The following is a 25,037-nucleotide window of genomic DNA, read 5'->3' as shown; positions in this document are numbered from 1 at the left end:
ACGCTGCGCGCCGTAAGATTGGCATCTTTGGCGCCGACGCCTTGCCAATTGCGGAGAGCGCCGCCGCCATCGTCAGCGCTCTACAAAAAACCGGTCACACGGCTCTGCCGCGCAGCCTCCTAGCCAGAGTGGCTATAGCTCGCCGCGGACGAGTAAAATCACCCTGTGCAAAGCCGCATACCTAGAATCTTTCACAATACGGAAGCCGGGGTATTTCATCGGTTTTCACGCAGTTGACGCCGACTATGGCTTTGCAGAGCTTGCTCAAAGCAATGACGAAATTGGTTTGAACTAGCATCCTAAACCTAAACCCTGCTTTTCGTGTGCCTTTCACGATCTCGTCCGCCATCCCGAGCGTCCCGTCGCTTTTACCCGGTAGCGCAAGCTCTCTCTGCCGACGCCGATCGCCTTCATGCTCGGCACCATGCGCATGAGCGTTCAAGCAGAACTCGATCAATTCTTCGCCACACTCTGGTTCAGCACGTCCGCTGCGGATCCGTATTAAGCCACATCGAAATCTGATCTTAGCGTCATGAATGTCGCCTGCCGTAATGCAGCACTGTGCAGGTAGCTACGACGCTGGCTTCAACCTCGGCCCAAGTGGGCCATCGCACACGAGGAGCAAAGGCTAATCCTCGCAGCAACATGCGGCGGGCTTGCCGGAGTGCCACGACTACGATGCCGGTCCCTTGTATGTCCGCAAGAACACACAAAGTCTCCGAGAAAGCATTGTTCATACGTTTGGTGGAATTCTATATTGACTTCGACGGGACGTGTCCATGGCTGTCCGGACAAGACGGTCGGTATGAGCTTGAGCTGGCTCATTCCGTTTCCTATGCTTGGCACAATGATCCACTCTCGCCAGTTTCGCGTGGTGACGGGTCTGGTCAATACGTCGCGTGACACGCGATACGATGCCGATGGTCCGGATCCGATTCCGGGCGATACAGTGGGTCTGTCATGCTGGAGGAAAGATGTGAAACTATTCACTTATCGCTTCATCATGACCGCCATCTTATCGATGGGCAGTGTCAATGCATCTGCCAGCGATATCGCGGGGCCGTGCATGGTCAGCTACAACGTCAGGAACAGGGACGTCATTACCGGCGTGATTCGCATGAATTGCGTCGACCTCGAGGCGCGTCGGTTGGAGTTGTTCAAAAGGATCAATGCGATCCCACCCGACAAACAGATCGATCCGGCTGACCTAACCAAGCAGTTGACGGCGCTCGAGGACAAACTGAAGCAGTCCGAGGCGAGCGCAAACTGGATCGACGCTGCCAATAACATCACCGGAAATATGCTGGCCACGCTCGGACTGGCGGCCTGCGCCGAAACGGCTGGCGCGGGCTGCGCTGTCGCGGTGGTCGGCAAGGTGCTCTCCGTCGTGGGGCTCGTGCGTGGCGCCATGTCCGAAGCAGACAAGGCGCGGGAATCCGCCCAAGTCCGGGCCGAAATAGCCAAGGTGCGGCAAGGTCTACAGCGGATCCAACCATCGTCGGCCGTCGTACGGCAGCGCCTGGTGGACGAGTTCAATAGCCTCTGCACTAACGTCAAACAGCAGTGTCTCAACTGACTTTCCGCGTGCAGATGACCTCACGACATCATGACATTGGACGCGAAAGCGCCGTGTGTCAACGAGACAACGAACAGCATGAAGCGGCACGCGCAGCTTTCAGGTATTGTGATGATATCCAGATCAACTCCGAGTATCAGCATTCGTTGAGTATCTGCGCGCAGGCCTCCATCAGAGCGGCCCGGCCGTCCGATCTGAGTGGCGCATGTCATTGGTCGCGTTGCTTCGTGACCCTGCCGCTTTTCCAACGATCACGTCCCCAACACCGCCGCGAACACCCATTCCACGGATTCGTTCGAGGGAATTTGCGCAGCAAGCGCGGTGCCTTCGGTGTCGATGCCATCGATCACATGTTGCAACACCCCGGACTGTTGTCGGTCGAGCCGGTGCGGCAGCTTCCATTGCAATCGTCGAGAGAGTTGGCGCCACTACCCATGCCATGCCGAACGCCATTAAGGAAGCCTACGCTGGCGAGGTTTGGCTGCGACTTGGGCGCAGGTGATCGCCGTCTCGCCGACAAATCCGATTCAGGATTGATGGCATGCGCAGGGCCGCATGCATTTCCACTCAAGTCCGTCAACTGCGGAGCATCATCATGACAAGCTGGAGAGTCGAGATTCGCCACAACAATTCCGGGAAGACCACCGAGATTGACTTGGTCGATACAGTGGGATTTGACAACGATTGGAAAGCTGTGGACGAGTTTGCACTGACACCGAACGCTGGCAAGTTCACGAACCAGACCCAACGCGTGGTGCCGGTGGTTCAGCCATCGTGGATCTTGTTGAACTTTGACATCGACAATCCTCCCGCCGATAAAAGAGGGATAGGCCGGGTCGACGACAATTCGTCACCGGCCACATTCCCGGAGGGCGACATCACCTGGCGCATCGTCCAAGAGTTGTAGTGTCCTCAGCGTCGGGGGCCGTGTGCATAATTCCCGCGCGACGCATCGTGAATCAGCGCGGCGAATGTCGACGCCGGTGGAAAATTGCGCGTTTGTTGGCGGCGGAAAACTGCACGCCTCGCCTACACTTTGTTACAGCATGACTTTGGTGCGCCGCGACCTGCCGGGTCTAGTTCGACTGGATGTTACCGATCGAAACCAGCGTGTCGTTGCGCTGCTACTGTGCATCCTCCGAACGATGTTTGATGAACCTGTGACATAACTGGTCATTCGTCCGTCAAAAACAATAATGGGACGATGTCAATGAGCAAGAGATCGCGCTTCAGGCAACAAGGTTTCGTGCCTATCGGAGTCTTGTCCCGCTTCATGCCGATGACACGGCGTACATTCATCGTCAGTTCGCTCGCCGTGCCCGCCGTGGCGGCGGCACAATCCCCGCTTGCACCTTGGTCCGACCCGGACGATCTCGCAGGACTACGCTTCGCCGAGGACAGCACCGGCATAACGATAACGCGTCCCCCTTCCAATAAACGGCGTCTCAAGGAGAAGCCGCCCGCCGACGATCCCCGGTTCAAAGGAATCAGTTGGCGTATCGACCGCCTTGCGCTTGGTCCGGACGCGACATTCCGCCTGAAAGTGGCAAAGGTCGGCAGGACCACCAACTACGTGCTTGAGGCATCGCACGTAAGGCTGGGAAACCTCGGGAAAGCGTGGCATCGCTTCACTTTCGAGAAGGTCAACGACGCCTGGCGAATCCAGATGGTCACGAACCTCTGGACCGGAGGTGAAACCAGCGCGTTGTCTTTGAAGTCGGCCCATCGGACTTTTGAGGATTTGGCGCGCACCGGACTTGCGGACCTCGGCGCTGTCTGCGATGAACCGGCGCCGCTGCCCGATTGCAACCAAGCGCCGGTCGACGCGCCATTCGTATTTTCGTGTGATGGGCATCTGGTTCACCAAGCCATCGGTCAACTCTTCGAGGGACATCTGATCGTGCAAGATCCCCTCACGCTCGAGTTCAATCCACACGGCGTATGGTATCTCTCCGGCGGCACGCGGGGCGCGCTCATCGCGAATGCGCTTAACGCGAAGCTGCAGGTGATCGTATGCGCGTGGTGCCGACAGGTCAAGAAGCCGGAGTCGGATGGCGGTGAATCCGGTGACACATTGTCCGAGAGTTCCGCCGCCTCCGCGAAGGGCTCGAACGCTATCCCGTCCGGCAAAAAAGGCCAACGCGCCCAGCGCGGCCAAAGCAGCGACCAAGGTGACCGCGGCGCCAACGACCCGGTGTTCCATGCGAGTGCGATCGTTGACACGCATGCGAAACCGCATTCGCTCACGCTCGGTTCATCACCATCGATGGCCATCGCAGCGACGGATTGTGTCACGTGGCGCTATACGCGCCGGACCTGGCGCAATGTGCCGAACGCTTGGGAGACGGGTAGCGCGCGGCTGGCCTCGGACTGGAACCTCACGTTGTTCGCCAAGGGAAACGTGCTGCTCGGCGAACTGGCCACGCGAAATGCCGTGCTCGAAGTGTGGCGCGCGACGGGCAATGCGTTGGAGATGAGCTTCACTGGCGAACTCGATACCGAAGAAATGATGGCGCACTCACCGATGGGCCGCATTCAGGTTCGAGGGGCGAGAGATGCCACGGGGTCGCGGCCGCCCGTGTTGATCCTAGCGCGTGGACCGGCGGCGAACGCGGCCGTGCCTCGCATGAAGATTGCGTCCATCGCGCTGGACTTGCTGTTGCTGCGCGCCGATCTCGCGCTCACCGACGCAGAATATAGCGAACTTCGCTTCGCGCCCACCGAACTGAAAGCCATCTACCACCCGGACCTCGGCATAGCGAAAGCTTCCCTCGCGACTCTGCCGAGCTATCTCTGGCTCGACGCGCACTCCGATCCCGCGCCGTTGCCGCTGGCCCGTGTAGATCTCACGAACGCGCGTCTGCAGGTCCTACGCTCGCGCGATCTGATGTCGCTCTCGTTTCTCTTTTCTGGCCTGCGTTTCGACGTGTTCAAGGGAAAAGTCTTGCTTGTCGATACGAATGCCGGTTGTCCCATCCTCCTTCACGCCGATCCCGATGATAGACAAGACAGACAGCGCTGGCTCTGGCCAAATGTGCGCGACACCCGTCCCGTGCTGGTCGCCGAGTTTCCGCCGCAGCACATGTTCGAAGAATGCGTATTTCGCCCGGATCCGCCAGCGCTCCCCGATGTGTTGCCTAAGCAACCGACGATCAACATCCCGCGCAAGGTTCTGTCTTCCGACTTGGGTGTCGGGCCGGACGATACGTTGACCGTTCCCACTGAGGGACAGGCATTCGTCGACTTCATCAAGGGTTACAGCGTGCAGGACCGCGTCGTGATCCGCCGAGCGCTGGCAAAGTCGAAGGTGGACCAAGAAAGATCAGCGGGGCAGTCGCCTGGAAAGAAGGTCTCGTTCGGAGACTTTGCCGCAGCGTTCGAAATCGGGCACACATCGCCCGATCCGGCTGCGCGTGCTTCGGGTGCTTCGGCGGCTCTAGCGGCGTCGGCCACCGTGTCCGCGTCTTCCGCGAGCGGGCCGGTCGCGAGGCCGGATGCGCTTCCTCCGAAGCCGCTTGCCTGTTCATTGCACGATTGCTCGCTGCACGCCGATTTGCCTGCCGATCAACGCATCTACATCGGCCCGTACGGGATGGATCCCGATGCGGCGGCGTGGGCGCGCAGGCTCAATCTCTGTCTTCAGGCCACAGCGGTCAAAGCACGCGTGATCGACATGCTCACGCTGGCGAACGATCTGATCGACGGGCTTCGCACCGACAAACAGGCGTCTCCCGCGAACGCGCAGGGTTTCGCCGATCGGCTGTCCGGCTTTCTCACTTATGCGCGCGAGTGGATCAAGGGCAACAAGGATCTGAATTCCACGGCCGCGCAGTCCGACGAAGAAAAGACCCGGTGGCTCGAACGCGTGGCTGAAGCTACCATTCCGAGCTACCAGGATTTCCGCGATTTCTACCGGCTCGAAATGACGCGCCTCTACTTCGACGCCGATTATCGGAACATCTACGCGAATCGCACGCGCTATGAACCGAAGAGCGGCGCTGATTGGAAGCCAGAAGACGCGCCAACGAACACGAGCGCGGCGCAAATCGAATATGTCAGCGAGTCGGGTGTCAAGGCCGACAAAGTCCGTGCTGCTGCGAGACGCGAAAGCGTGATCGACCGTTATGTCGATGTCGTTACGCAACGCACCGAACTTCCGGCGCGCGCCCGCGCGCGCCTCGCCAATCCGTCGCGGCTTGCATTTCACATGGATTGCGCGCCGCCAAGGGACGCTCACGCGAACCAATCGGATGACAGGGGAAACTGGTTCAAGTCGCCCCTGCCGGTTGGGGCTTCGTCTACGCACCGTCCGTTCGAGCTTTCGACGCTGACCGACTGGTCGAACTACCGGATGTCCGTGTGTCCACGCGCAATAGAAGTCCCGCGCTTCACCGAGTCTGGCGCTCTCGTTCGCGAAGGCCAGGTGTCGGCGAAGCCGGCGACAGACCGCGCAAAGAAGAGGAAAGGCGCACAGAACAATGCCGTCAAATCGGCCGATGCAAAGAAAGACGCGAGCGCCAACGATCAGTCGAATGCGGCAGTCGACATGTTGCGTCTGCTCCAGATGCGATCAAGTCCAACGCTCACCGCCGCAGAGCGTCTCGCCGATGTCGAGGCCGCGCTAAAGATCGCGCCCACGCCGCTAGAAACGGCCGTCGAATTGCCCGCGCGGCTTATTCTGTCGCCATCGCAATCGGCGGTGTGGCGCACGCCTGCATCAAAACTGGACTGGGTTCCTAGCAAATCCCACACAGCGCCCAATCTGGTGCTCCATCAAGCCGTCCCGTTGTGGACCGCGGAGCTTCTCGCGGCATATCCGAATCCGGGGCTGCGCGCAGTTTACTCACCGGATTTGCGGCCGGGCTTCGTGCGTGGCGCGTTGCAGGGTCGAGCGGATTCGAATATGGCTCCGGCTGCAGTATCGGGGCCGAACGCACCGCCGCCACGCCTGCACACGCCCGCGAATCTGGCGCCGCCACGCGGGCCGCGTGCGCCGTGGACGCTCGGCATCGAAGATGCGGATCCCAAGACCAGCAGCATCGCACTTCTTCGCAATGCCACCGGCGCAACGGGCGATGTCGAATGCCCGCCGGGCACTACAGCGAAGCCAGCCCCCCCCGTGCCGGACGCATCCAGCACCGATCCGGCCTCAGCGCCCGACAACGTGATGAGATATCCGCTGCTGGACTATCTCTGCGATCGCAAAGACTACAAGGAAAACAAGGAAACGGGATACGGCGCCGACGGCATTTTCCGGACGTCGCTCGATGCCTACGACCGTCATGAACTCGTCGTGCTCTCTTCCGCGTGGGGACTGCCGGTACGCGGCAGGCGCGAGCAGAGCGGCCTGCTTCAGCAGTCGCAGGTTTCGAGCCAGGTCGAATTGCCGCCCGAGTGGCGTCCGATCGACATCGAGCAAAGCAGCGCGACGTATCAGCCGCGCGCGCTTCAGTTACAGGAACTCCGTCTGAGTGCGCTCGGCGGGACGTTGCGCCATGAGACCGATTTCGTGCCGCCTGTATCGGCACGGCATATCGCGTATGGGCCGCTCTTCGATGCATTGTCGATCGAACGCTGGCAGCACTGGACCGTGCTCGGGCGAGATGTACACGCCGAAGTTGTCTATAAAGGCTTTCTCTTTCCGATCGGACATCGCGCGTCTCTAGTGAAGCAGACCGAGCGCGTGTTCCTGCGACGCAAGGATTGCGAGCGCGTCCGCGCGTGGCTGCGGCAGCGCATGTTCATTCGTATCTCCGAGCCGGACAAGCTTTTCCCCGCGCGCGGGCATCCGAACGCCGGACGGCAGTTTCCGCCGAAGCTCGTGCATATGCTCACGCAGACAACGCCGGATATCGTCGATCCGACCGAGGATTCCATGAATCCGGTTGCCGCCAATCCCTCCCCCGCGGGCCGGCTATTCGTCGACGAGCCGGGACTCGTCTTCTGGCCGCGCACCGCGCGCATCGAAGGGACCGACGTGCTCTTCGACATGATGTTCGATACCGCCGTGACGCAAGCGCCGCTCATCTTCGTCGATAACGTCGCGGCCAACCGCAACGCCCTTTTGCAGAGGCTCATCGCTTACTACAACGGCGCATCGGGTCCGAATCTGCCGGATGGCATTCGATCGCCGGACAACTTCGATGCCAGCGACGATCACGCTCGAATCGATATCCCGCTCGTCGATCAGAAGGTTCATCTTCGCACGCTGGATTTCGGAGGCCAAGCTGTGCGTTATTGCGATGAAACCAAGCCCGGCAGATCGTCGCACAAAACCATCTGCTGGACGCTCAAGGCCTCGGGCGGTGCCAGCATAGTGCCCGCGAAGAACGATCCCAATGCGTCCAACTTCGAAGGCCGGAACATTTACTTCGACGATCCAACGCTCGCCGCCGCTGATCAGCCGCCGTTCTATCCGATGATGGAAACCGCGCGCATCCGACTGGATCAGGTTGAGCGCATCGTCAATGGTGGACAGCAACTCGCGGTGGTTCAATTCGATGGATTTTATGTCGCGAACGGTTTCCCTTCGGTTGGTCCGAAGGACACCGCCGAGGATAAGGGCGGCGACGCGACGCAGACCGCCGCCGCGCCCCCTTACCTGGACTCGCGCGAAATCTATCTGAATATCGTGAACGACGTGTCGTTCTCGGCGGGAACATCGGGCGACCGCACGGGCGCGGTGATGCATCCGAATATGCCGCTCGCCGGGCTGTCCCGCACATGTGGTCCGCTCGGAGGCGCGCGCGGCAGATCGTCCGACGGCTCGCGCAAGCCCGGCATGCTGTTTTCTATCGCGAAGAACTACACGATTCCGCGCAAGCCCGCTCCCGCGCCTGCTCACGCGCTGGCGTTCCCGCAGCACGTCGCGCGAGTCGCTTTCGACAACGGCAACGCGGGCACAGCGGGCAACAACGACGAAGCGAAAGCCGCGATGAAGCAGGTCTTCGCGAATTTCTTCAACGATGACACCAAGTTGCTCGGCGTCGTCACGCTGAAGGATCTTGCGTCCTATCTGGTCGCGGATGTGGCGAGCGAGTATCTGCCGAAACTGCGCGACACCGTCGAGTACACGCTCGCGGGTATGCAGGCGACGAGCGACTCGGTGAACACCCTGGTCGTGGGGCCGCTGAGGGACATCGTGCGAGTACAGCGCCAAAAGTGGCTCGACGTCGCGGATAGGCTGAAGGTGCCAGGCAGCGAAGGTACACCGCTCGCTATCAGTGTGCGCGATGTCTTTCCGGATGTCGATTCCGCGCTATCCGATCTGCTAGCCGCGCTCATCGACGCGAACGAGGCGGGCAAGGCTAGTCAGTCGGTCCGCATGGCGTCCGAGTTGGCGGTTGTATACGAATGTGGCCGCAGACTGGTCGACGCCATCGCGCGGGTCATGGCCAATCCGCTCGATCGCGTGATGCTTAGGCTTGAGCAGGGGCTCAAGGCATTCCTGGACAAACTCGGTCCGGACGTGTTCGACAAGTTCAAGAACCAAAAGCAGTTAGAACCCCTTATCGACTGGCTGGGGTCCGTCTCGCAGGTGCCACCGCCCGGATCGGCGGATTTCTTCCAGCTCTTGCCTGTTTTGATGCCTCCGCTCAGCGATGCACGCACCGGCTTCATAGGTTTAGGAGCGGATAGACCCGGCCCTGACGAGGCAAATGAAGCTATTCGGAAGGCACGCCATACGCTGAGTAAGTATCCCGACAAAGTCAGTGCGCACCTGACTGCAACGTTCAATATGGCGCTGAATCCGCCGTTGCAACCAGCGCCGCCGCCGAAAGGCCCTGCCGAGCTGGCAAGGAACTGTTGGCTGGACATGCTGAAGGAGGCCAAGGCGACGCTCTCGGACGCTCTCAAGGATCTCAACGACGGACCGAACAAAAACCCCGCGATTCTCGCGGCCAAGCAACTTCTGAACAGAGCGGCCGAGTTCGTCAAGATGTTGATCGACAACGCGAACCAACAGAATGTCATCGCGACCAGCGGTCGGCGCGATATCGCGTTGTTGCGCCTTTACGCGCTGCTGCGGACGGTGGACATGGTTCGCGAACTTCGGGAAGGCCGGCTCGATCCGTTTCAGGGAATTACGCGCTTCACGCAGGAGGTGCTTCCATTGTTCGTGCCTGTCGATGCATTCGCGCTCCCCTCTCTCAAAGACGCGGGCAGAGACATCGCAGATCGGCTGGGTGATTTGAGCAAGCAATTGCAGACGTGGCGCAATGAGACAGGCGGGAAGTTTAAGTTGTCCGACGATGGCTGCTCGCGATGCGAAGGCGTGCCCGACCTGCCGGAGGCAACGGGCGACAGCCCGGGGGTGCTCACGGAGAGTTTTCGCGAACTCCTTAGTAAGCTGGACGCGAAGCTGAAGGAACTGGGTGCGTCGCAGGACCTCAAGGCGTTGCCGGATCTCAAGAGCCAGGTCGATGCGGTGGAACGGTCGATTCATTCATCCCTGTGCGACCTCGAATGCGCGCTGCGGCTCTGGAGCTACGGGCTCGATCAGATCGGCAGCATCGACTGGAAAGCACCCCTGAATGCGAAGAGCGAAGCGGAAGCGCTCGCCAGTCTGCAACTCGAACCGATTTCCGTAACGATATCGCAAGCGTCCAGCGCGATGCAAATGGCTGTCGGATCGGCCTATGACGCTATCGACCGGCTGGCCGCATTGTCTACCGACGCCGCGAACAAGCTGCTAAGCAAAGCATTGTTCGACGCGGCCAATGCGGTGCTCAAAAAAGCCCTCTCTCTGCTCAAAGACGTAAACGAGTCGGTATGCAACAGCGCAATCGATTTGGTCAACGCCACGAGGCCGAACGCGGCCAAGAAAGACACGATCGCTCAGGTCCAAGGCAGGAACGCCAACGCCATCCAGGCGGCGTCCGACGCGCTGGACAAATGTCAAACACTAGACGATCTCAAGAACAACAAGAGTTTGCGCATCGATCTGATCGTGATTTCACTCAGCGGCACGCCGGAGCAATTCGCCGCGCAAGTGGCTATCGGCATGCTGCCGAATCGGCTGATCGAGCAGATGATGCTCTACAGGGACAACGTCCTCGCATCGGCTTCGGAGATCGTGCATAAATTCTCGACGACGATGGCGTTCCAGCTCTTCTCGAAAGCGGCCAGGGGCGGCTTGCAGCCGCTCGATCCGAGCGTCACGACGATCTACAAGACACTCTACGACTACCGCAATGATACGTGGCGCAAGTTGAGCGGCACAAACCTCGCCCTCAACGCAACCGGCCTGCTCGTCGCGCCCGATGAACCGCCGAATTACTATCCATCGCCCAAGGACAAGGGTCCGCTTCCGTACGCGCCGAGCGAGACGACCGATCAGCTCGCACGCGATCTCCAATCGCTCGACAACCTACAATTCGTTCTGAGTCCGACTGATCCGCTGCCGGAACCCGCGTTTCGTTATGTCGTGGGTCTTCTGCAGGGATGGCAAAACGGCTCGGCGACGCCGCTACGCATCGCGCAGCAACTCAAGTCGCTGTCGATCGAGGCTCTGCGCAGCCAGTTGCTGGCGATGTTCGACTTCGGCGCAATGCGCGACGCCATTGAATCGCAGATCAAACTGCTCGTGCCTTCGCGGATGACGACTTCGTTCGACTTTGCCGCGTAGATCAGTCCCAACGCCAGCGCGGTGAAGAACGGCGTCTTCAAGCCGCTCAACAATTGCGCCCTGAGCATCGTCTCGACGACGAGCATCGATCTGCTTGCATCCACCAGCCCGCAGATATCGTGCGTCGGCGAACTCGGTGCGTTTGATATTACGCTCATCGGCGATCTGTATGAGGCCGTGACGATCCATTTCGCCGGCGCGCGCTTTCGGACCACGGGCGGCTCGCCGACATTCGACCTGCAATATGCGGGCTTCTCGATCGGCGAAAAGCTCAAGTTTCTGACCTCGCTTGCGCCCTTCATCGGCTCGGCCAAGGGTACGGGCTTCTATCTCAATCCGCTCGGCCTCGGTCTGGAAGTCGGCTACGGGCTCAATCTCGGCATCATTTCGATCGGCACGGTCTCGTTTTTCAACGTTTCGATCAATGCGGCCGCGCGGCTGCATTTCGATGGAAAAGAGGCCACTTTCGTCGCTTCACTCGCGCGCCGCGATGCGCCCTTCACCATTTCCGTCGCGCCATACGGCGGCAGCGGATTCTTCTCGCTGGAAGCATCGGGCGAAGGCATCGTGGGATTCGAGGCGTCGTTCGAATACGGCGGCGCTGCCGCGTTCGCATATGGACCGCTGACGGGCTATGGCCGCATCATGACGGGCATTTACATTCGCTCAGGGCGCAAGACCGGCGTCGATTTCGCCGCCACTTTCTACTGCGGCGGAGCGGCGTCGATTTGGATCTTCACGTTCGGCGCATCTCTCAGCGTGATCGCGCGACAGACGCCCGACGGCTCGCGTATGGAAGGCAACGCGACCTTCCGCTTCTCGTTCTCGATGGGCATCGTCAGTTACGACTATAGCGTGAATGTACACTGCTCGATCAACTGGGGCGGTGGCGGCGGCGAAAGAAAGGAATCAAGCAATAGCAAAACCCATTCGGCCACCTTCGATGAATTCGAGCCGATGGACGAACCGGTCCGTCTTGCGTCGTTCAATACGCTTCACGACGATCCGTATGCCATCGTCTCCGATGCGCCCGTGACGCTCATGCCCGTGGCGCACGGACATGCCGGAGCCGCGCGTGCCGCCGGGGAGCCCGTGGCCGTGAAAGCCGCCGCACCCGCTTCTCGGCCTGGCGCACGATTGCGCGTCGACACGGTTTGCGAGTCGCAGGACTGGGGGACGTATCAGACCTATTTCGATGATCGTCTGAAAAGAGGAGCGGACTTTTAATGGACCTCGTCGCCGTCGCCAAGGTCGTCCCGACCGGATATGCCGTGCAAGGCAAAACCTTGCGCGCGACCGTCATGTTCACGCCCGCCACAGATACGCTGGATCAGTCGCAACTCGCCATCTGGCCCACCGCCATGCTCGCGCACCTGCGCAACCTCAAAGGCGAATGGACGCTGCCGTTGACGTTCAAGCTAAAGGGCACGGACGAAACGTTCAGCTTGAACGCTCGCGCGCGAGCCGCACAAGAAACGTGGGGCAATACCGAACAGCATGCCAAGTGGGTGGAATCGCTTTGGCAGTCGTGTTTCAAGGTGGAAACCGGGCACTGGACGGGGCTCGCGGTCGTGCGAGGACAAGCAAATTTGAAGCCGCGGAATATTGAGCAGGTCAATCCAGAAACCGTGTGGGAGTCGCTTCTTGAATCGATCACGGAGTCGAATCGGGGGCGAGCGGTGAAAAGTGACGGCGCGCCCGCGCGGCAATCCGATCGTTCGCCGGAGCCGGGACTGGCGCGCGCCGCTTTTATGCTCGTCGCGGACGATCAATCCAACCAGAAGGAATGCACTCAGGGCGCGATGGGGACGACGGTCGTCAATCCGGTCGCGGCGGTGCGCCAGACGGACCTTGCTGTCTTGCTCGAATCGCAGCGCGCGCTTGAGTTAATGTCCACGCTGCACGCAACCCACGCCGATCCTGCCGACAAAGAGACATGGAGCAAGCTCGAATCTACCTGCGTGCAGCTAGCGCAAAAAGGCGAAGTACCCGGAAGTGTCGACCAAAAGGTGAAGAACGCTGCGAATAGCCTCCAGCAACATACTCGCCGCCATGCTTCGTACCGCTATCGCAAGGCCGCGTTTGAAATCTCCCGGGCGTACGAACAGCATTGCCCTGGCTTCGTCTGTCCCATCAAGGTTGTCGACGCCAAGCCGGCACCGAAACGTCCGCCGGTGCGCGTGGATGAGCTGTTCGCGAACAGCGATCACCACGATGCAATCTACGTGCGCCGCACGCAGATAGTCAATGAATTGTCGCGCGTGATGGCCGGAATGAAGGGCACAGACGACAGCAGGCTCGCTTTCGACCACAACGATAAAGACAGGACCGACACGAAAGATTTGAAGAACATCGTGAGTCAGCGCTTCTTCACGATTCAGGGATCCCCGTCGCTATCGCGGCTCTTCGGGCTGACCGTGGATGTCGAGTTCACCTATGACGAACTCAAGGACGCCGCGAAAAGGGATCTCAAAACCGCAACTTTGCCGGAAGTGGGATTCATGTGGGTGTCAACCCAAAATCCCGGCATCGTGGATAAACAGCACATCGCCGATGCGGACAAATCCGCATCCCACCGGCGCGTGTGGACCCTCACCGGATTCGACAAGACGACGCGTTTCTGGCCCGCGACGCTGCTGGAAGCAGAGGGCGATCAGAAGCAACCATCGCCGCAACTGGACGGCGTTCTGGTCGCGGCGGCGCCCCAGGATCCGCCTGACGCGCAGAAGAATGCGAACGGCGGCCGTCCATTCAATCTGAGCCGCTTCGTCATCACGAGCCTGAATGTGCAAAACGCAGTGGAAGGTGCGATCGATCTCGGCTATCAGTCCGTTGCGCAATCGACGCCGGGTTCGGCGGGCGCGCACGGCTTGCGTAAGACCCACCAGACGGCGGGGCTCGTGTTACTCGATCGCGGCCGTCGGGACTTCACGCAAGGCCAGCTCGACAGGCGCGACATGCATCTGTGTGAGCAGGCGACCCATACCGGGGAACTCTATCTCGATGCGCAAGATCTTGTGGTCGGCTATCGGATCGACGTCGCCGTTCCCGCCCAACCAGACATGAAGCGTCCGAAAGACGGCAAGGCGCAAGCGGACACGGCGAATGCCGCTTCGCCCTCCAGTCTGCCATGGCGCACGCTGATGGCGAGGCGTATAGAGCACGGCGCGTCCGGGCTTTTTCCGGAGCTGGTCAAGCAGGCGATGTCAGCATTGCTCGCGCCGCCGCAGCCCGGCGATCGAGGCCATATCGCACGCGCGGCCGGACGTATCGCGGCATCGGACGAATGGAGTCAGACTATCGAAGATGCCGTGCTGGGTCTGCCGATCCGCATTGTTCCCACGGACGAAGCGAATCGCGTGGCATCGTCCGAGCAACACGCCGATGCATACGTCGAGGAGGCGGTCGCCTTGTGGAGCGGCGATCCGATGGGCGCGCACTGCGCCGGACCTTCTGAGCATAAGACCGTCGCCGCGGACCTAGCCACCGGCGATACGATCTGCCTGCCGGACGACCACAACGATCCGCAACGACGGCCGCCGCCTTTGCGCTTCGGGCGGGCGTACCGGTTCGGCATACGCGCGGTGTATGTGGGCGGCATTTCGGTTCCGCTCTCCTACGCCGCGAAGATCTACGACACCGCGTCGAACGTGACGATTCCGGGACACGGGATCGGCGAGGATCGGGGTTTCCGACGTTTCCTGCGGCACGAGCGCGTTGATGCGCCCTTCCTGCTGCTGCACGAAGACGTCGCGATCAAGCCGTACGGCGCGATGGGCTACGAGCGCGCGTCGCACGCGATCATCCGCTCGGCGGAAGGCGCGCAAGCATTTCGCGGGTTTCCCGGCAAAACGCAGCGCGTGTTCGCACCGCCATCGGTCGAACCTCACTTCGTCAATCTGCATGGGAGCTTCGACCAGATTCATTCCACGAAACTGCCTCAGGGCCTGCGCGGGGTGAACTTCAACCACGAGAAGGGCGGATTTCCTGTCGCCGATGTGGAGAACTGCTCTGGTATCAACGGGGAAGTCTACGGGAATCCCCCGCTCATCTCGACGAAGGAAGGCGCCGTTGGCGATCTCGTCTATGCGCGTTCTTCGCGTGATGTGAACAAGCGCAAGAAGCCCTACTATCCCGATCCATTCGCTAAATATTATGTGGTGGGCATCCGCTATGCGGGAACCCATCAATATCTCGATGGTGGCCCCTTCACGATTCCGGTGTTTCCGGGCACGCATTATCCGGACGCGAAGCCTTTCGTCCTGAACATCGAGCGCCGGGCATCCGCTTCGGGAAATGTCATCCAAACACTGAGCGATGTCTTGTCCGTGCCTGCGCACGGGAACAAAGCTGCGGACAAAACACCGGAGGCGACGCTGTATCTGCGTCCCGGCGATGACTTCGAAGTGGATGTCTGGTGCATTCCCGACTGGCAAGACCTTGCCAATTGCTCCGCGCTAGTCGAAGCCATCGGAGCCATCGCGCTGCAAAGCGTGCAGATGAAAGACGGTCAGAAGGCCACGCACGCCGACGTCTGCAAGGCGCTCGCTGCGCTGCTGCCGAAAGACGCGTCGGTGAGAATCTTGAATTGCTCGAAGCAGGATTCCTCAACGGCGTCTTCGCTTGGATGGCGCGATGGCTTCGGCGGGCTATGGGCGCCGCGCAAGCTCATATTGCAGACGATAGCGGAGATCGTTCGATCGACGCTGTCGACGCGTCCCTTGAGCGAAATGGCGGCGGTGCGCACCTTGCGCTGCACGCACGCGATCGACAAGCCGTCGCGCAAGCCGATGCTCGTCACGCCCACCAGAGAAGGCAAGAAAGGCCGCGCGGTGCGGGCCGAGCGCCGCTCGATCGAGGTTCCGCCGCCGCAGCAGCCGGGCAGCTCGGCCAACGGTCAACAGCAGCCACCGTTGCCTCTGCCCGGAACCTATGCGCAAGCGATGCTCGAATATCGCCTCACCGGCGACGTGGAGGTGGATCTGCTTTCCACTGGCGGGCTGGATATCGTGGCGAACGCCACGTTGCCGACGACACAGGCTTTCGACGATCCGCAACGCGGCCGAAGCGTGAAAGACAAGCGCGAGGACAACTGGCCGGCGGTCGATGGCAAGAAACTGTCGCCAAGCCGCGTATTCGGTTTCGAAGTGGATGCCGACGGCAACGTGACGCTGCCGCAAGGCTTTGTCACGCTGCTTGGCATCGACGATATTTCGATGCTGGCAGTTGCAAAAGAGAAGCCGGGCGATACGTCGCCTACACGCGTGGCGCTCGAAAACTACACGCTGACGCCGCTCGAAAGCAAGACATCCGCGCTGCCCGACGGGCAGGGTGTGGTGAAGACGCGGCATGTTTTTCCCGACAAACGAGCGCGCAAGCTCGAACTGTATGTCATCGGCAAGCCCCGGCATGCGGCCTTCATGCGCACCGCCAATAGCAGTTGCAAAGACGACTTTTTGAAACCAGGGGTTAATCTTCCGCTGCCGCAACTGGATGAAAACGATATGCCGCTCGTCGCGTTTCTCAACTCGGGCGTGCGCCCGTCCGCGCCTTTGTGCCGCACGCCCATTCCCGTGTTCTATTGGGAACCGGGCCAGGAAACGCGTTTGTTCGGCGTGCATAAAGAACTTTCGCGCCGCTCAAGCATCCGCATTTCGATGAGCCGAGGGTGGTTTTCGTCGGGCGTGGACGAGCAGCTTGGCATCGTCGTGTGGCCGGCGGTTCGCGATCCGGAAAACGAAGACATGCTCGAAAGCGATCGCGTTCCCGCGCCAAGCGACCCGAATCGCGTGATGGATCTCAGCGATTTCGAGGACATCGATCTCGGCGCGGGCGGCCAGTTCATCACGCGCTGGGGTGATGATCCCGTGCGTCCGCCGCATCTTTCTTCCGACATCACGAAGTCGCACACATTCATTCCGCAAGCTGCTTTCGGTGATCTCGACAGGAGCAAGTTGCACGGATTCAGGGCGGATCTCATTAAAACGGCCCGCATGCCAATTCGCAAGAACAACACCGTCGAGAATAGCGCGAGTGCCTCGGCCGCGCCCGAGAGCTTTCTGGATGTGGCGCTAGTCGCCTACACGCCGCGCTTCGATGTCCGCACCGAAGAGTGGTATGTCGATGTGGACATCGAGCATCCCACCGAAGCCGAACCGTTCGTGCGACTAGGTCTCGTCCGGTATCAGCAGCATGCGGAGCCGGAGCTCCAGGTGTCGTATCCAATCATCCAGTGGACGCAGTTGTTGCCGCGCCGCCGCGTCGAAGTTGATTACGTTTCGAAGCCAGACTTCAAGGAAGTGTTCGTTTCGATCGTCGGGCAACAGGCCGCCGCGTCCTTCGGATTGCCCGTTCCCACGACGGGTCCGAAAGAGCCCGAATCAGAGCATCGCATGCACGTGAAAGTTGTGCGGCAATACAGGAACGCGCACGCGGTCAAGTGCATGGAGATCAAGTGCGAAGAAGTCGCGCTGCGCGACTTTTTCCCGGATGCGCTTGAAGCGGGCGGAGAGGTCAGGTGGACGTCCGGCCCCCATCTCATCGAATTCAATCCGAAGGCCGACAAGGAGGAGTCGGCGACATATCATGTATATATTGAAGAACGGGACTACTATCTTCCTGCAACCTACGCGTCCGAACCGGTCAGTCCCGATCAGGCACGGGGGAAAGACGTCGATCGCATCGCGAGCGGCCCGCGCTTCGCCGCGCACGTGGATCTTTCCTGATGCGCATACCATAACGCGACGCGCTTCGGAACCTGAATCGCTTGCCAGACCTTACTTCGGCCCGGTGATGATGTGCGGCACGCGATCGCCGTTCGGTCTGACTAAATTTATTACGCATGTAGCTTCAGGTTCTGCCGGCGTCTTCGCATGTGCTGATCTCCGGTCCATTGAAGTGGCCATAATCGGCAAAGGCCTGCAATTTGATCCGGCCCATCGCTTCTCACGCAGCCCTCGCCATGTTGCTCAATTGTGCACGGTCGCTGCTGATGTTTGTGACCTCGTGCGCGACGATCAGGTGGTGCTTGGCATCAACGGCCGTCTGCACGTTGTATCCCACAATCCGGGGTAATCTATATGAACGCGTCCCGTTTGCGCCAGGTTTTCGCTTGTTCAGACACTGACAGGATGGGCTGCAGCTCTATATTCGGCCCTCTTGCAGCCGGTATCGCCGCTGCTGGCCCCTATGAAATACGCTGACCCGCGCCTCATTCGTACTGCGAGCTCACGGCTCGTATTACCCCACAGGCTTAGCAGGTCCCGGTCCTACCTGACTTGTCATCACACTCGATTACCAACGCAACCTTCGACGTTTCACCCTGTAAGAACGCTAATCTCCAACGTGGTGCTTACCGCTCAAGCCGGCTTCACGCTGATGTAATGTAAGCGTCCAGTTCCTCCACCTTGAATCGATCGAAGCGATCAAGCATCGTCCCCACGAAGGAGGATCGTGGAGACGATGGATCAAGTGTCGACAGTAGAGCGGCCGCGCCGGCGGGAGTACAGCGCCGAATTCAAGGCGATGGTCCTGGAACAGGTTGTAAGCGCCCAGCGAACCTTGCGATTACCCACAATTTTTGGCGAGCTCGAACCCGAGCTGAATATCGATGAGTCTTCGTAAGCCTCGCCAGATCACGGTATTGCCTGGTGGGGGATCGTTAGCGCGTGCCAGATAGCCGCCCAATTGGGCGAGTTTGATGATGTACCGGGTAAGAGGCTCGGCAGTTGATGTCTTCACGGTATCTTTGACCAACTGATCGAGCCGCTCCATTTCTGGCGGCGTTAATCCGATTTCCGCCGGTAGACGTGGGGTGGCTCGATGCACCATCGTCAGCCAGAAGATACGCCAACTCACAACACAGAATACGGCGATCAGATTGGCTAGGCGGTCGGCGGTACGCAACATGGAGTCCTCTGCCTTGCAGCCGGACTTCAGGATCTTGTGGAACACTTCAATTTTCCATCGTAGCGCGTACCAGTCCAGCTTCTCGACAGCTTGCCTGCGGGTGGTCACCGGCAAATTTGTGATCAGCTTCCACTCTATGCGCTTTCTTCCTGCAGGTGCGCCTCGTTCAATAGCATGGATCACCGTTAGGCGCAAAAAGCTGGGTAACGTCGTTGTTTCCCAATCGGAGGCAACACTGCTATACGCCGATATCGTAGCTCCAGTACCGCCCGATGAGCCTTGCCAGTTTGGTCCCGGACTGTAATCCGATGTACGCCTTTAACCTGAACCTCATCCATCTCGTTTGCGATCGTGTGGCTCCCATCCCCAGCAAGCCGGTCAACGCAGGTACGAACCAAGAAGTTCGTTTGAAGCTCTTCGCAAAGGCAGAAGAGTTCGTAAATATCGCTCTCACGATCGCCAACGTGAACGCATCGCTGCGGTTTTTCAAGCAGTGCCGTTGATTGCCGTAGATTCTCGAGCCACCGGTAGCTCTCCTTTTCTTCGATCGGCACGCGTGTCGGATTGATCTTGCGCTTGAGCGCGTTGCATCCTTTGAATTTCTTCCGTGTCCAGAATTTGACAGCGGAAAGACCCAATGGGACTCCTTGTGTGGTGACCGCAAGACTAGAATGCATCAGAATCCCACAGACCGTATGCATCGAATTTCGGCCCGAATCGTCCTTGCGGGTTGCGACTTTGTGCGTCGAGCCAATCAGCTCTGGCCGCTCTCGTTTGTATGAGAATTCGGTCGTATCCTGCAATATCAGGATATGACCTTGCGATGCGGTGAAGCGGCTTCGGGTTGCTTCGAAGTGTCCTCTCAGAATATCCTGTTCACTGACCTTCGGATTGGAGAAGAACCTATACGCTGCCTTCGTGTTGCGCCAGTCCTGAAAGGCCATCGGAATGCTTTGCNACGTTCAAGAACCAACCGGAATCTCTTTCCCAATCGCTCGTCGCGGAACTGACTTCGTCTAGTCTCTTCATCCAGCCACGCATTGGTTTTCAACTCCATGGCCCCATTGCCTTTGCCGCCTCCGTTCGCCATCTCTCGTTGTTGTCGAATGTACACGCAACAACGTTAACAGAATGGCTCTCTCGTTAACAGAGGCAATCGACCAAATATTTGTGGGTAATCGCAAGCCAGCGAACACGCCTTGATCGGGGGAATATTGAGGGCGAGGATCGTGTCCATCTAAATTTGGCATGGACACATGTACACGATGGAAGAGGCCGAGGCAGTCCAGGATGTCGTGCAGCCGGCGCGACGTCGGCGACATAGCAAGGAGTTCAAGGCGCAAGTGGTGCGTGCGGCGATGCAGCCGAACGTGTCGATTGCGGCGGTGGCGCTGCACTACCGTCTGAATGCGAACATGGTGCGGAGTTGGGTCGCTACGCAGGAGGAGTTGGATGCGGCAGAGGAAGCCCGGAAGCAAATGGGGGCGCCTCCAGTGGAGTTTGTGCCGTTGCAATTGGAGACGCCAACCGTTGCACCGGGTCCTGCGGAGATCCAGATCGAAGTGCGCCGAGGTGCGGCGACGGTTACCGTCCGCTGGCCGCTATCGGCCGCGAGCGATTGTGCACTGTGGCTGCAAGGGTGGCTTCGGTGATCCGGATCGACGCAATTTGGCTGGCGACGGAACCACTGGATATGCGCGCAGGCACCGATACGATCCTGGCCCGCGTAGTGAAAGTGTTCGGGGCAGCGCGTCCTCACCATGCCTACCTGTTCGCCAACAAGAACTCAACGCGGATGAAGGTGCTGGTGTACGACGGTTTCGGAATCTGGTTGGCCGCGCGTCGCCTGAACAAGGGGCGATTCGTATGGACGAATGGTCAGACGGCGATCGCAGTAGCGCTGAATCCTGAACAGCTCCGGGCGCTTGTGACGGGCCTGCCGTGGCAGACATTGACCCACGATCACGCAATCTGCGTGGTGTAATGGAGCGTGCGAGGACGTAAACAGTTTCGATTCCGTGGTGGCGTTGGTTCTGGCAAACTGGCCGTATGAACTCGCCAACAGACCTCAACGACCTCAGCCCGGAACAGCTTCGGACGCTGGCTGCTGAGCTGATCGCACAGGTCGGTGAGAAAGATCGTGAGTTGCGTTACCGCCAGACGCGTATCGACCAGCTTACGCACGAGATCTCGATACTCAAGCGCTTGAAATTCGGTAAGCGCAGCGAGCAGCTCAATGCCGAGCAGGCGAGCCTGCTCGATGAGACCATTGACGCGGATCTGGCCGCGATCGAAACCGAGCTCGAACAGCTCCAATCAAATACACCTGAGCAAAAGCAACGTCAGCAGCCGAAACGGGCGCCGTTGCCGCCGCAGTTGCCGCGCACCGACATTCATCATGAGCCAGATGATATGACGTGCCAATGCGGCTGTCAGCGAGTTCGTGTCGGCGAGGACGTCAGCGAGAAGCTGGACTATACGCCAGGTGTATTCACGGTCGAACGGCATATCCGCGGCAAGTGGGCCTGCAAGACGTGCGAGACGCTTATCCAGGCGCCGGTGCCGCCGCACGTCATCGACAAGGGCATTCCTACCGCCGGTCTACTGGCCCATACGCTGGTCTCCAAATATGGAGACCACCTGCCACTGTACCGGCAGGAGCGTATCTTTGCGCGGGCCGGCCTGGCGATCCCGCGGTCGACGCTCGGAGCCTGGGTAGGCGTATGCGGCGTGCGGTTGCAGCCGCTGGTCGACGCGCTGCATCAGGAAATCTTGCAGCAGGGCGTGCTGCATGCCGATGAGACGCCGGTGCAGATGCTTTGTCCAGGGAAGGGAAAGACCCATCGCGCCTACCTGTGGGCGTATACCGCAACGCAGTTCGCAGGCTTGCGGGCCGTAGTCTATGACTTCGCCGATAGCCGCGCCGGCGAGCATGCCCGCACCTTCCTGGGTGACTGGCAGGGCAAGCTTGTGTGCGATGACTACGGCGGGTACAAGGCCGGATTCCAGCAAGGCATCATCGAAATCGGATGTGCAGCGCACGCGCGTCGAAAGTTCTTCGACCTGCATGCCAGCAACAAAAGCCAGATTGCCGAGCAGGCCTTGAAGTTCTTCGCTGCGCTTTACGACGTCGAGCGAGAGGCAGTTGATCTGACGCCCGACAAACGACGCGCGCTGCGTCAGTTGCACGCCAAACCGGTGGCCGAGGCGCTGCACACGTGGATGACCGGCCAGCGCAAGCTAGTTCCGGAAGGCTCCGCGATTGCGAAGGCGCTCGACTACAGCCTCAAACGATGGGAAGCACTAACGCGCTATCTTGAAGACGGGGACGTGCCTGTGGACAACAACTGGGTTCATGCCGCTAGCGGCATGAACCCAGTTATGCCGACACCAGGATTATGCCGCGTCATGAAGAGGACGGCACAACAGTTGGGCGGATCCTTGTTTCGAATGGCTTGAATTGTCGGCATTATTAGAGACCCTCCAGGAAGGCGAGCAAGGCATCGGGAGGTTTGTAACGCGTCGGCGCGACGCCGCTCGCATTGGCGTGCGCCAGTGCGCGTTCCTTGAGCCGCATGTCGGCGTGCAAGTAGATCTGGGTCGTCTCCGATGATTCGTGCCCGAGCCAGAGCGCGATCACGGTCAGGTCTACGCCATGATGCAACAGGCTCATCGCGGCCGCGTGCCGAAGCGTGTGGGGTGTTACTGATTTTTTCTTCAGCGAGGGGCACGAGCGGCACGCGATTGCGACGTTGCGCGACACAAGCCGCTGAAGGGCATCGGCGCTAAGGCGGCCACCGCGCGAACTCGGGAAGACCGGATCATCGGGTTCGCCAGGTTGATACCGTAGCCATTCTTTCAGCACCGCGATGACGTCCGGTCGCAGCGGAGTGCATCGCATCTTTCTGCCTTTGCCGAGGCAACGGACGTGGGCGCCTGTGCCGAGCACGACATCCTGACGCCTGAGAGAGGTCAATTCGCTGTTGCGCAGACCCGTTTGAACCGCTACCAGAAGCAGCGTTCGATCGCGGTTGCCGATCCATGTTCGTACATCGGGTGCCGCTACCAGAGCTGCGGCCTCGCCCTCGGTGAGAAACTCAACGGGTCCGTGTTCACAGCGTTTGGATGGAATTGCAAGGATGCGCTGACACTGCAGGAACAGCGCGGGCTCGCTGATCGCAACGAACCGGAAGAAGGCATGCACAGCAGCGAGGCGCGTGTTACGTGTCCGCACTGAATTGCCCCTGTCTTGTTCAAGGTGCTGAAGGAATTTCTCGATCAACGACACGTCGAAGTCTTCGATCTGCAGTTTTGACGGCGCGCGCCCGATATGCTTCGTGGCGAACGCCAGTAGCAACCGGAACGTGTCGCGGTAACTCGCGACCGTATGCGAACTCAAACCTTGCTGCTCGAGCAGGCGCTGGGTAAAGAAACGCTGGACGAGGGATGGAAGGCGGGCGGCGCTCACGACCGCTCTCCCGGACAGTTCTTGCCGAGATAGCCTGCCGCAAGCTCAAGCAACTCCGGAACCGCTTCGATGTACCAATACGTAAGACCAACGTTGACATGCCCGAGGTAGGCGGCAAGTTTCGGTAATTCCCGGCTCACGTCCAGTCCAGCGCGATACCATTCGACCAGCCTTCCAGTCGCGAAACTGTGTCGAAAGTCCTGAAGCCGTGGGCCGTATCCATCGCGTCCATCCTCTGTCGCTGGCCGCAGGCCGACGGCACGCGACATTCTGACGAACATGCTTCGGACAGCGCTGGCCTTCAGCCTCATACCGCGCTCGCCAACCAGGAACGCCTCACTCAATCGTAGCGGGCAGAGTCGGTCACGACTCTGGCCATAGCGTTCGAGTGCCATGCGGGTCGACTCTTCTACAGGAACAAAGCGCGATTTGCCGCTACGCCGCTAGCGGCGTAGTGGCAAGAACAGCTTCGGGCCGCTGCGCGACTTCCGTGACCTCGCCGATGCCAACCGCCAGGTGCGCGCCTGGGTCATGGCCGAGGCCGGCATTCGTATCCACGGCACTACGCGCCAGCAGCCTCTGGTCAGCTTCACCGGCACTGAACAAGGCCTGTTGCTGCCGTTACCGGCAGTCGCGCCCGAGTTGGCGACCTGGGCCCGAGTGAAGGTACACCGGGATGGCCACGTTCAGTTCGAGCGAGCTTATTACTCGGCGCCGTTCCGGTTGGCCGGCAAGTCGCTGTGGCTCAAGGCTACGGCGACGATGGTGCAACTGTATGAGGAACACACCCTGGCTGCCACGCACTTGCGACAGGGTACGCCCGGTGCCCGCAGTACCGTCACCGACCATCTGCCACCCGAGGCACAGGCTTGGCAATTGCACGATGTCCAGTGGTGCTTGCGCGAAGCCAAGCGCATCGGTCCATCCTGTTCCGCCCTGGTGCGCGTGCTGTTCGGCGATCGGGTGCTGATCAAGCTGCGTGCTGTCCAAGGCCTGTTGCGGTTCGCCCAGCAATACGGCGACGAACCGCCATTCTTGAGACCCCGTTCGAGCCCGATCCAGGCGACTCCGCCTGGCTCCATTACGCCGAAGATGTCCGGCTCCTTTACGCCGGCGATCGACAACAAGGACACCAACCGTCGTACGGAGGCGTTATGTATGGCTTGGGCTGGCCTTGTCGCTTGTCTGGGCGAGAAGGAGCTTAGCATGCGTACCCTCATGCACATGACCTTGACCGCCTTGCTTGTTGGCTGCGCGACTCAGGAGGAACTCGCTTTTCCTCGTCAGGTCATCGCAGAGGAGACCTATCCGGCAGACATCCGCCAATTTACTTCGTCGGACCTGAAAAATTTAGTCTGAGGGCTCAGCGTGGCCGGAGAGTGAAGATTCTGGTCGCCCCTATCAGTTGACTGCGGCGTGCGGGCAAGGTCGATTGGCTGCATCCCTGGCGGATTGAG

General features: G+C 60.0%; 13 protein-coding genes and 2 pseudogenes. 9 read left to right on the top strand and 6 right to left on the bottom strand.

What is annotated here, in order from left to right:
• The first annotated feature begins 976 nt into the window (after window positions 1-976).
• Window positions 977-1,576 (top strand): hypothetical protein, encoded by a 600-nt coding sequence (locus DN412_RS37450; RefSeq protein ID WP_161564105.1) that lies wholly within the window; start codon window positions 977-979, stop codon window positions 1,574-1,576.
• Between the two features lie 251 nt (window positions 1,577-1,827).
• On the opposite strand, the gene DN412_RS43630 is transcribed toward DN412_RS37450, so the two are convergent.
• Window positions 1,828-1,983 (bottom strand): hypothetical protein, encoded by a 156-nt coding sequence (locus DN412_RS43630; RefSeq protein WP_161564104.1) that lies wholly within the window; start codon window positions 1,981-1,983, stop codon window positions 1,828-1,830.
• 188 nt (window positions 1,984-2,171) lie between these two features.
• Between DN412_RS43630 and DN412_RS37445 the strand changes: the two genes are divergently transcribed.
• The 4 genes from DN412_RS37445 to DN412_RS37430 all read left to right on the top strand — a co-directional run bounded on the left by DN412_RS37445 (window position 2,172) and on the right by DN412_RS37430 (window position 17,929).
• A complete protein-coding gene (locus tag DN412_RS37445) occupies window positions 2,172-2,483 on the top strand; it encodes a hypothetical protein (RefSeq protein WP_133303142.1) in 312 nt (103 codons plus the stop codon).
• 303 nt (window positions 2,484-2,786) lie between these two features.
• The gene (locus tag DN412_RS37440; RefSeq protein WP_133303140.1) at window positions 2,787-11,204 is read left to right on the top strand and encodes a hypothetical protein; all 8,418 of its coding nucleotides are present in this window, start codon (window positions 2,787-2,789) and stop codon (window positions 11,202-11,204) included.
• Window positions 11,205-11,225: 21 nt separating this feature from the next.
• Window positions 11,226-12,431 carry a hypothetical protein gene (locus tag DN412_RS37435; RefSeq protein WP_115216148.1) on the top strand — a complete coding sequence of 402 codons (1,206 nt, stop codon included), beginning with the start codon at window positions 11,226-11,228 and terminating at the stop codon, window positions 12,429-12,431.
• Entirely contained in the window at window positions 12,431-17,929 is a 5,499-nt protein-coding gene (locus DN412_RS37430; protein WP_115216147.1) for a hypothetical protein, read from the top strand. Before DN412_RS37435 ends, DN412_RS37430 begins: the two co-directional genes overlap by 1 nt.
• A 127-nt stretch (window positions 17,930-18,056) precedes the next feature.
• On the opposite strand, the pseudogene DN412_RS45120 reads toward DN412_RS37430, so the two are convergent.
• From DN412_RS45120 to DN412_RS44210, 3 genes and pseudogenes are all read right to left on the bottom strand, one after another.
• Window positions 18,057-18,269, bottom strand: a pseudogene (locus DN412_RS45120) (IS5/IS1182 family transposase); the annotation flags it as partial.
• A 501-nt stretch (window positions 18,270-18,770) separates the two neighbouring features.
• Window positions 18,771-19,295: an IS4 family transposase gene (locus DN412_RS44215; protein ID WP_208647735.1), complete on the bottom strand. Its 525-nt coding sequence runs from the start codon at window positions 19,293-19,295 to the stop codon at window positions 18,771-18,773.
• 2 nt (window positions 19,296-19,297) lie between these two features.
• A complete protein-coding gene (locus DN412_RS44210) occupies window positions 19,298-20,056 on the bottom strand; it encodes a transposase DNA-binding-containing protein (protein ID WP_208647734.1) in 759 nt (252 codons plus the stop codon).
• Window positions 20,057-20,368: 312 nt separating this feature from the next.
• On the opposite strand from DN412_RS44210, the gene tnpA reads away from it, so the two are divergent.
• From tnpA to tnpC, 3 genes and pseudogenes are all read left to right on the top strand, one after another.
• Complete coding sequence (tnpA, locus tag DN412_RS37415) at window positions 20,369-20,764, top strand: IS66-like element accessory protein TnpA (RefSeq protein ID WP_115216146.1); 396 nt, start codon at window positions 20,369-20,371, stop codon at window positions 20,762-20,764.
• Window positions 20,761-21,096, top strand: coding sequence for an IS66 family insertion sequence element accessory protein TnpB (gene tnpB, locus DN412_RS37410; RefSeq protein ID WP_133303138.1), 336 nt, complete (start codon window positions 20,761-20,763; stop codon window positions 21,094-21,096). The genes tnpA and tnpB overlap by 4 nt, the downstream gene beginning before the upstream one ends.
• Window positions 21,097-21,161: 65 nt before the next feature.
• Window positions 21,162-22,466 (top strand): annotated as a pseudogene (tnpC, locus tag DN412_RS37405) (IS66 family transposase); the annotation flags it as partial.
• 118 nt (window positions 22,467-22,584) lie between these two features.
• On the opposite strand, the gene DN412_RS37400 reads toward tnpC, so the two are convergent.
• Both DN412_RS37400 and DN412_RS37395 read right to left on the bottom strand, forming a co-directional pair.
• Window positions 22,585-23,580, bottom strand: coding sequence for a tyrosine-type recombinase/integrase (locus tag DN412_RS37400; RefSeq protein ID WP_115216145.1), 996 nt, complete (start codon window positions 23,578-23,580; stop codon window positions 22,585-22,587).
• Entirely contained in the window at window positions 23,577-23,975 is a 399-nt protein-coding gene (locus DN412_RS37395; RefSeq protein WP_244222990.1) for a site-specific integrase, read from the bottom strand. The genes DN412_RS37400 and DN412_RS37395 overlap by 4 nt, the downstream gene beginning before the upstream one ends.
• Window positions 23,976-24,111: 136 nt before the next feature.
• On the opposite strand from DN412_RS37395, the gene DN412_RS46110 reads away from it, so the two are divergent.
• Window positions 24,112-24,939: a Mu transposase domain-containing protein gene (locus DN412_RS46110; protein ID WP_425267480.1), complete on the top strand. Its 828-nt coding sequence runs from the start codon at window positions 24,112-24,114 to the stop codon at window positions 24,937-24,939.
• Window positions 24,940-25,037 lie beyond the last annotated feature (98 nt).

This window comes from Cupriavidus lacunae (assembly GCF_003353055.1).
Lineage (GTDB): Bacteria > Pseudomonadota > Gammaproteobacteria > Burkholderiales > Burkholderiaceae > Cupriavidus > Cupriavidus lacunae.
Note: the sequence above shows the minus strand (reverse complement) of the source record. Positions and strands in the feature narration are given on the sequence as shown.

Excerpts from the sequence above, each read along its gene's own strand:
- DN412_RS37445 (WP_133303142.1), top strand. The coding sequence starts at position 2,172 with ATGACAAGCTGGAGAGTCGAGATTCGCCACAACAATTCCGGGAAGACC.
- DN412_RS37440 (WP_133303140.1), top strand. The coding sequence starts at position 2,787 with ATGAGCAAGAGATCGCGCTTCAGGCAACAAGGTTTCGTGCCTATCGGA.
- DN412_RS37430 (WP_115216147.1), top strand. The coding sequence starts at position 12,431 with ATGGACCTCGTCGCCGTCGCCAAGGTCGTCCCGACCGGATATGCCGTG.
- DN412_RS44210 (WP_208647734.1), bottom strand. The coding sequence starts at position 20,056 with ATGGCCTTTCAGGACTGGCGCAACACGAAGGCAGCGTATAGGTTCTTC.
- tnpA (WP_115216146.1), top strand. The coding sequence starts at position 20,369 with ATGTACACGATGGAAGAGGCCGAGGCAGTCCAGGATGTCGTGCAGCCG.
- DN412_RS37395 (WP_244222990.1), bottom strand. The coding sequence starts at position 23,975 with ATGGCACTCGAACGCTATGGCCAGAGTCGTGACCGACTCTGCCCGCTA.
- DN412_RS46110 (WP_425267480.1), top strand. The coding sequence starts at position 24,112 with ATGGCCGAGGCCGGCATTCGTATCCACGGCACTACGCGCCAGCAGCCT.